This window comes from Micromonospora sp. WMMD737, assembly GCF_049179055.1.
GTDB lineage: Bacteria > Actinomycetota > Actinomycetes > Mycobacteriales > Micromonosporaceae > Micromonospora > Micromonospora reichwaldensis.
This window is the reverse complement of record NZ_JBMHMH010000001.1, coordinates 353,450-361,684: the sequence shown is the minus strand read 5'-3', so window position 1 is coordinate 361,684 and position 8,235 is coordinate 353,450. Positions and strand designations below refer to the sequence as shown.

Annotated in this window: 6 protein-coding genes (1 of these 6 running past the window's edge); 2 read left to right on the top strand and 4 right to left on the bottom strand. The window is 74.5% G+C overall.

The annotated features are described in order from the left end of the window. Positions 1-329 precede the first annotated feature (329 nt). From ACN27A_RS01195 to ACN27A_RS01185, 3 genes are read right to left on the bottom strand one after another with little or no spacing between them, the layout of a single operon-like run. Positions 330-1,070 carry a hypothetical protein gene (locus ACN27A_RS01195; protein ID WP_421449094.1) on the bottom strand — a complete coding sequence of 247 codons (741 nt, stop codon included), beginning with the start codon at positions 1,068-1,070 and terminating at the stop codon, positions 330-332. 23 nt (positions 1,071-1,093) lie between these two features. Beyond that, positions 1,094-2,548 carry a PrsW family intramembrane metalloprotease gene (locus ACN27A_RS01190; RefSeq protein ID WP_421449091.1) on the bottom strand — a complete coding sequence of 485 codons (1,455 nt, stop codon included), beginning with the start codon at positions 2,546-2,548 and terminating at the stop codon, positions 1,094-1,096. Continuing rightward, a complete protein-coding gene (locus ACN27A_RS01185) occupies positions 2,545-2,988 on the bottom strand; it encodes a hypothetical protein (RefSeq protein WP_421449088.1) in 444 nt (147 codons plus the stop codon). The genes ACN27A_RS01190 and ACN27A_RS01185 overlap by 4 nt, the downstream gene beginning before the upstream one ends. A gap of 175 nt (positions 2,989-3,163) precedes the next feature. Between ACN27A_RS01185 and ACN27A_RS01180 the strand changes: the two genes are divergently transcribed. Beyond that, positions 3,164-3,922, top strand: a complete 759-nt coding sequence (locus ACN27A_RS01180; protein WP_421449086.1) for a hypothetical protein — start codon at positions 3,164-3,166, stop codon at positions 3,920-3,922. Further along, a complete protein-coding gene (locus tag ACN27A_RS01175) occupies positions 3,915-4,316 on the top strand; it encodes a hypothetical protein (RefSeq protein WP_421449084.1) in 402 nt (133 codons plus the stop codon). Before ACN27A_RS01180 ends, ACN27A_RS01175 begins: the two co-directional genes overlap by 8 nt. A 157-nt stretch (positions 4,317-4,473) precedes the next feature. Here ACN27A_RS01175 and ACN27A_RS01170 read toward each other — a convergent pair whose 3' ends face one another. Next, positions 4,474-8,235, bottom strand: the end of a protein-coding gene (locus ACN27A_RS01170) for a type I polyketide synthase (protein WP_421449082.1). 26,067 nt of this gene lie beyond the right edge of the window; the window shows 3,762 of its 29,829 coding nt (coding positions 26,068-29,829); the start codon falls outside the window, past its right edge; the stop codon is at positions 4,474-4,476.

Genomic DNA, 8,235 nt, shown 5'->3' with positions numbered 1-8,235 from the left:
ACGCGCCGTGGCGGACCTCGTACCGCTGGTTCGGCGCCGGTGTGGCGTCGCCACCGGGTCACGGGCTGGCCCGCAGCCCGGCACGGTCGACCGCCGGGACACGCCTCGCCTGCGCGCCGGGCCGCGAGCACCCGGGCAGGTCGCCAGGACGCCCACCGGAATGCCGAGAAATCCAGCGGTGGGTGGCCGCCCGGCTGGAACCGCCGTCGACGATCGCCTGCGACGTGCCGCGGAATGGGCCGTCACGTGTGCTGCGAAGCCACCGGCACTGTCGTCGTCACCGGACCAATGGCTCGAAGCGTCGGCAGCGGAATCGTCACGGAAATCCGCTAGTACTGCATCACGCAATAGACGACGGTCGGGTGCGTGAACCGGTACCAGCGGTTCCACCGGTAGTCCCGCGTGCAGTTTCTGCCGTTGGCCGCCCCCGGAACGATGTCGATGATGTGCACCGTGCCCTTCGCCTTGCACTTCGACGCGCCGACGATCCAGCCATTGCCCTTCGGGAATTTGTAGCAGTAGTTGCGCACCAGGTGGCGCTCGAGACACAGGCGGTAGCCGCCTTCCCCGATGTACGCGGACTTGGGATCCGCGCACGCGCCTTGGTCACGGTCCACCGACACCACCCGATAGGTGCCCCGCGTGCCGTTGCAGTTGCCGACACCCAGGAAGTCGCCGTACTCGCTGACGACGATGCACTGCCCGATCTTCGCGGGCGGCGGGGGTGGGGCCGCCTCGGTCGTGGGCGGCGCCTCAGGCGGAGCGGACGTCTCCCACGTGGTCGGTGGTGGGGGTGTCGTCGGCGACGGCACGGGCGCGGGTCCGTCGGCGACGGCCACCGGCCGGCCGTCGTCGCCCCTGTTGGCGACGACCAGCGCACCGGCCGCGACCACGCAGGTCCCGAGCAGGCACAGCGCCAGCACCCCGGCGATGACACCGATGATGAGAGGCCCATTGTTCTTCGGCGGCGGCGGCGCCGGTGGCAGCGGTGGCGGTGGCGCCGCGTTGCCGGGTCCCGGTGGAGCAACACCCTGGTCGTCAGGACCATCGGACGTCGGAGGCAGCGTCACCCGGGCAGTGTGGCACAGCTCCACTAGGGACGGCCAGGCTCCCTGCCCGGGCCGGAGTCAACGCTGGCTGGCGGCCGGCGGGTCCGGAGGGATTCCGTCCTGAGATCGCGAATCCGCCGCCGCAGCGCGTCTTCGGTCCCCGGCGGTTGTGGGTCGCCCCGGTGGCGGCGCCATCTGGCGAATGCCAGGTCCAGTTGCGCGGAGTGCAGGCGCTTCATCCGCGTGTAGGCCGGACGGTCACCACGCAGGAGCGCCTGTAGCCGCATCCGGAGACGCAGCGACGGATTCACCAGTACGGGCACCTCGGCCCGGGTGATCGCGCCGCGCGGGTCGCACGCCTCACCCCGGAGCTGCCGATGCAGCGACCTGGTTTCCTGACGCAGGGCGATGACGATGAGAAACAGCAGGATGGCGAACGCCGGCCCCTTGAGGACGATGAGGTTCAGCGGCTGCACAACGAACAACTGGAGCGTGGAATTGTCGGACTCCCAGTACAGGCGGCCCATTGCAAAGACGTCCCAGATCAGGTGGGCCGCGATGGCGACGGCGAAGCCGCTGCCGACGCAGACTGCCCGCCGTCGCCAGTCGCGGAACTGCATGGCGAGTCCGATGCCGGCGCCGATGATCCCCGTGTAGGTGGCATGGCTGACCAGGAGCCCGGTGACCTGCCGGTACCAGTGCTGGTAGAGCACGGCGCCGAAGTCCCCGGTCATGTAGGACATCGACTCGGCGAACTGGAAGCCGATTCCTACGCAGGCGCCGATGACGATGCCACCGAGCATTCCGTCGACGCGCCGCCAGGCGAGCAGGACGACCACGAGGACCCCGGCGCCCTTGCCCAGTTCCTCGGGGACCGCGGCGGCGGCCGCGTGACTGACGATCGACGCGGTGCCCGGCATGAGCTCTGCCGCGATGACGACGTGCAGGATGCCCTCGACCATCTGGGCGAAGTAGGCGGCGACGAACAGGCCCCAGGCGAAGGCGGCCACGACGAGTCGCCACGGTGGCTTGCGGTTGCGCTGCATCCGGCGGAACGTCCACAGCGCGAAGAGGGTCGTCGGAATGCTCAGCAGCGCGCCCCGCCAGGCGACTCCCACCTGTAGGAGGGTGAGAAGCAGGATCAGGAGGGCCGGCGCGGCGAAGGCCAGCGCACCGCCGACGGCCCACGCCTTGTAGCGGCCACGCGGCGAGGCACCCGTGGCGGAGGTCATGGCGACGACGACGGCGGCGATGCAGGCGACGAAGAGCGAGACGCCGGCGGCCCCGAGGCTGACCATGCCGAGGACGCGTACCCCCGTGCCGTCGTCCCGGATGACGGCGACCAGCGACGCCACGGCGATCATCACCAGCAGCGCCTCACCGGTGGTGAGCGCGGCGCCGAGCCGGTCGAGCCGGTACGCAGCCGGGTCCGGTGCCACCGGCCGGTCCACCGACCGGGGCGGCGGGGTGCCGCTCGGCTGCGTGGTCGTCTCCGTCATCGCTCGATCTCCACGTGCACCCAGACGAGCACCTCCTCCGCCCGGTTCCCGGAGACGGTGGTCAACACGAACTGGTAGGTCCCCGCGGGTACGGCGGAGGTGGCGCTCAACGGCACCGGCCTGGCCCGCAGGTCGTCGAGATCCGGCAGGTCCACGCTGTTGGTCCGGTGGCCGAAGCCGTCGTACCAGCTCGCCCGCGCGGGTCGCGTGGCTGCTGCCCCGGCCACACCCTCGTCGATGGTGGCGGCCGGAATCTGCCCCTGTCGGAACCTCTTCTGCGGTCGATCGACGATGCGCGCGGTCGCCAGGTCGTACGCGTGCAGCCGGATCGCCAAGGCGGGAGAACGCTGTGGGATGCTCGGCCAGGACACGGCCAGGACGCCGGCCGAGGCGAGGATGACGATCACCGCGATCAGGCCGAGGACCGTCATCACGCGCACCGGAAGGTCGCCTTCCGTGGGCTCGGCCCCGTCTCCCGTGGGCTCGGCCCCGTCCGACACGGCTTCCTCCGTCCACGGTGGTGGGTTAACCTAGCCTAACCCGAAGCGACGGTCCCCCAGGTGCACGCGCTCGCGCCGTCACGTGGCTCACTTCCGACGCTCGGATGGGGAGGCCATGTCTGCGGCGGTGTCGTTCGAGGTGCTGGCCGAGGGCGTACCCATCGACTGTGGCGGGATGGCCGACAGCCTCGCCGGCTGCTACGGAGCGGTCCCCGCCGTCGGCATCGCCGCGGCTGCGGTGCTCGGTGCTGCCGCCCTCGCCGGTTACACGGCGTTCGCCGTGTTCTTCCCACAGGTGCTCAACGCCCTCATGGGAATACCGGCGACGACGGATCCGATGGGCCGCAGGTCGGACTGGGCCGACGCCCGCGCGCACCCGCAGTCGCCGACCCGGCCGCCGGACTCGCACCTCGCCGGCGGCGACCCCGTCTACCACCGCCCCGGCGCCACGGCGATCGGCTACGACGAGTCGACCCTACGGAACTTCGACGCCGTCGCACCCGAGCCCGGCCACCACGACGTCGTGGTGCATGGTGAGCGCAACGGCCTCTTCCGCCCGGGCGTCGTCGGGGCGGACGGTGCCGCCCATCCCTCGAACTACACCCACCCCGCGCAGATCGCCGAGGCGATCCGCGGCAATCCGCACTACCGCGGCGGCCCGGTGCGCCTGGTGTCCTGCCACTCGGGCACCGTGGCGCCCGACGCGGGGGTCGCGCCGCCGGCCCAGCAGGTCGCGGACGCGCTGGGGGTGACCGTCCTGGCACCCACCGACGCGGTCGGTGTGAACCGGTATGGTCCAGCGGGGCAGGTTCCTCGGATCAGGAACGGCGGCCAGTGGGTGACCTTCTATCCCGGCGGGGGGACCGATGGGTAAGCCGGCGTTGCGCTTCGCCGGGATGTTCCGCGAGCTGGGACCCGTCGGCCTGGGCCTGGTCCAGGAGAGCATCTTCGACAACGTCTCCGCCGAGGAGCTGCCGGACGTCGACGAGGTCGTCCGCTACCTCAGGGCGGGCTACGTACTCATCGACATGATGGACCTGGCCGACGACCCGTTCGACCCGACGCGACAGGTCATGAACGGGTCGACGATCCGCACCGACGGTGACTGGCTGTGGCGCGACGACCTGGCCTACCACGTCCACCGGCACCGGGTGGCCCTGCCCGACGAGTTCCTGGCGCTGATCCGCGAACGCCGCTACGCCGTGCCGCACCGGGACGAGGAACTGCTCCGCGAGAGCTCGCTGGTGGCCGAGGAACTCGTGTTCTGACCGCAACGCCCTGGTCGAGGTCCGCAGCGTCAGCGCCGGCGGGCCTGCGGGACGCTCCGGCGCACCGTCGTCCCCGCAGGCTGTGGCCGGGCGGGCGCGGCACCCCCGCCCGACCACAGGCGGCGCGACCGCCGACGACGGTCGCGCCGACCCGTTCCTACAGCCCCGGCAGGCTGCCTCCGGGGCCACCCAGCTCGCGGTGGATGAAATCGAAGATCTCGGCGTCGGTGGCGTCGTCGAGGGTGTGCGTGGCCGGCTTCTCCTCGACGGGACCACGCTCGTCGCCCCACCGGGCGACGAACGCCTGCAACTGCACCAGCAGCTTCTGCCGGGTCAGCCGGTCCGGCGCGTCCGCCGCGAAGACGCCGTCGAGCCGCTCCAGCTCGGCGAGCAGCGGGGCCGCCGCGGCGGCGCCGTCCTCGACCAGCTGGTCGCGCAGGTGCCGGGCGAGCGCCGCGGGGGTCGGGTAGTCGAACACCACGCCGGCGGGCAGCTGGACGCCGGTGGCGGCGCGGAGCCGGTTGCGCAGCTCCACGGCCGTCATCGAGTCGAAGCCGACCTCGCGGAACGCCCGGTCGGGCTCCAGCCCCCCGCCCTCGGGGTGGCCGAGCACGGCCGCCGCCAGGTTGCCCACGAGTTCGACGAGGACGCCCTCCCGTTCGCCGGGGCTCAGCGGGCGCAGCCGCTCCCGCAGCGCGGTCGCCGCCTCGTCGTCCGCCGGCTGGCGGTCGTCGTCGGCGGGCATCGCCGCGCCCGCCTCGGGGACCCCGGTCAGCAGCGGGCACGGCCGCATCGACGCGAACGTCGGCACGAACCGGTCCCAGCGCACGTCGGCGACCACGAGTTCCGCCTCCGCGCGCAGCGCCTGCCCGAACGCCTCGACGGCCAGCTCCGGGGGCAGGCCCGGCAGGCCCCGCCGGCGCAGCTGCGCCAGCTCGGGCGACTCGGGGTCGTCGCTCCACGGGCCCCACGCCACGGCGGTCGCCGCCAGTCCGCCGTGCCGCCGGTTCGCCGCCAGCGCGTGCAGCAGCGCGTCGCCGGCGGACTGGCCGGCCCGGCCGCCCGCGCCCCACACCCCCGTGGTGGAGGTGCACAGCACGAACGCGTCGAGCGGCCGGTGCGCCAGCTCGTCGGCGTACCTCGGGACGTCGCCGACGGTCGCGGCCAGGTCGGCGGCGAGGCCGGCGAGGGTCAGCTCGGCCAACGGCACCGACCCGGTCTCCGCCGGCACGTGCACGAGCGCCGTCACCGGCCGGCTCTCGGTGGCGAGCTGCTCGATCAGGTCACCGAGCTTGCCCGTCGCCGGCTCCGCCAGCGGGAGCACCTCCGCGCCCTGGCGGCCCAGCCAGTCCGTGGTGTGCCGGGCGAGGGCGCCGGCCCCGCCGGTGAGCAGGACGGTGCCGTTCGGCCGGTACCCGCCGCCCGTCGCCGGTCGCCCGGTGTCGCGGACCAGGCGTCGGGCGTGCACGCCGGCCTCCCGGACGGCGAGCTGGTCCTCCCCGTCGACGTTGACCAGGGCTGCGGCCAGGGCCGCGTACGCCGCCTCGGCCGGGCCCGCCGGCAGGTCGACGACTCCGCCGACGTGCCGGGGGTGCTCCAGCGCGGCGACGAGGCCGAGGCCCCACGTGGTGGCCTGCGTCGGGTGCGCGACCGGTTCGTCGTCCACGGCGACGGCGCCGGTGGTAGCCAGCCACAGCGGCACGGGCGGGCCGGAACGGCGGGTGTGCGCCTGCACGAGCAGCAGGTTCGCCGCCAGGCCGGTCGGCAGCGCGTTCTGCTCCGGGTGCGGCGCCTCGTCCAGCGCCAGCAGGGAGAGCAGCGCCGTCGGCTGGTGCGCGGCGGCGAGCCGGTCGAGGTCGGCGGCCAGGCCGTCGCGGGTGGCCGTGGCCGGGTCGACGGTCAGCAGGTGCACCGTGGCGGCGTTGGCCGTGAGGGCGGCGAGCACCCGGTCGGTGACCTGGTGCGGCGGGGCCACCACCAGCCACGTGCCGGGGTCGGCGCCGGTCAGCGCCCGGCGCTCCCAGGTGACCCGGTACCGCCAGCCGGCCAGGGTGCCGTCGAGGTGCTGGCGGCGCCGCCACGACTCCAGTTCCGGCAGCAGCTCGCGCATCGGCTGGTCCGGGTCGAGGCCGAGGCGGCCCAGGTCGCCGTCGGTGACGGCCCGCCAGAACGCGTCGTCGACCGGGTCGGCGGCCGGCGTCGGCGCCGCGTCGAGGGTCGGCCAGTAGCGCTGCGGCCGGAACGCGTACGTGGGCAGCTCGGGCAGCCGGCGGGAATCCGGACGGGGGCCGGCCAGCACGGCGAGCACCGCCGCCCAGTCGACGTCCCGCCCGGTGCCGTCCACGACGGCCAGCGCGGCGAGCAGGGCGGCCGGCTCGTCGACGCCGGCGCGCAGCGCCGCCACGGCCGTCCCGTCGTCGTCGCCGGGCAGCAGGCCGGCGGTCAGCGCGGTCAGCACCGCCTGCGGGCCGAGCTCCAGGAAGGTGTCGACGCCCGCGTCGCGCAGCGCGGCGATCCCGTCGGCGTACCGGACGGCCTCCCGGACGTGGCGCACCCAGTAGTCGGGCGTACGGATCTCGTCGGGCCCGGCGAGCCGCCCGGTCAGGTTCGACACGATCGGCAGCAGCGGCGCGGCGAACGTCAGCCCGTCGAGGACGGCGCGGAACTCGGCCAGCATCGGCTCCATCAGCGGGCTGTGGAACGCGTGGCTGACCCGCAGCCGCCGGGTGCGCACCCCGCGCTCCCGCCAGGTCCGCTCCAGCCCGTCGAGGGCGTCGAGGGCCCCGGCGAGCACCACGGCGGTGGGGCCGTTGACGGCGGCGACGCCGACCCGGTCGGTCGACCCGGCGAGGGACTCGACCACGGCCGCCTCGTCGGCGGCGACGGCGAGCATCCCGCCCCCGGCGGGCAGGGCCTGCATGAGCCGGCCCCGGGCGGCCACCAGCGTGGCGGCGTCCGCGAGGGACAGCACCCCGGCGACGTGCGCGGCGGTGATCTCGCCGATGGAGTGCCCGGCGACGTGCCCGGGCACCACCCCGAACGACTCGACCAGCCGGAACAGGGCCACCTCCAGCGCGAAGAGCCCCGCCTGGGTGAACACCGTCTCGTCGAGCAGCGCGGCCTCGGCGCTGCCCTCGGCCGCGAACAGCACCGGCTTCAGCGGCTGCGGCAGCTGGTGGTCCAGCGCCGCGCAGACCTCGTCGAGGGCCGCCGCGAAGACTCCGAACGTGTCGTACAGCTGCCGGCCGGCGCCGGGGCGCTGGGCGCCCTGGCCGGAGAACTGGACGGCGAGGCCGCCTCCGTGCCGCCGGGCGGTGACCAGCGCGGGGTGGTCCTCGCCGCCGGCCAGCGCCCGCAGCGCGGCCAGCCGGGTCTCCCGGTCGGCGGCGACCACGGTGGCCCGCCGGCCGAGGTGGGCCCGGCCGTCGGCGAGTGCCCAGGCGACCAGGTCGGCGGGGTCGTCGTCCGTCGCGACCCGGTCGGCCAGCCGGCCGGCCTGCTCGCGCAGCGCGGGCAGGTCGGCGGCGGAGACCGGCCACGGCAGGGCGCGGTCGTCGCGTCGCGCGTCGCCGTGCCCGTCGGTCGCCTCGGGCCCTTCCCCGTCGGCGGCGACCGGTTCCGGCCGCTGCGGGGCCTCTTCGATGATCACGTGCGCGTTGGTGCCGCTGATGCCGAACGAGGAGACGCCGGCCCGGCGCGGCCCGTCCGTGGTGGTCCACGGTCGTGCCTCGGTGAGCAGCGCCAGCGTGCCGGAGGACCAGTCGACGTGCGGGGTCGGCGCGTCGACGTGCAGGGTCGCCGGCAGCACCTCGTGTTGCAGTGCCAGCACCATCTTGATCAGGCTGGCGGCGCCCGCCGCGGCCTGGGTGTGGCCGATGTTCGACTTCACCGACCCGAGCCACAGCGGCCGCTCGGCGGA

Bases quoted from the DNA above. Each gene is read 5' to 3' on its own strand.
- ACN27A_RS01190 (WP_421449091.1), bottom strand. From the start codon at position 2,548: ATGACGGAGACGACCACGCAGCCGAGCGGCACCCCGCCGCCCCGGTCG.
- ACN27A_RS01180 (WP_421449086.1), top strand. From the start codon at position 3,164: ATGTCTGCGGCGGTGTCGTTCGAGGTGCTGGCCGAGGGCGTACCCATC.
- ACN27A_RS01175 (WP_421449084.1), top strand. From the start codon at position 3,915: ATGGGTAAGCCGGCGTTGCGCTTCGCCGGGATGTTCCGCGAGCTGGGA.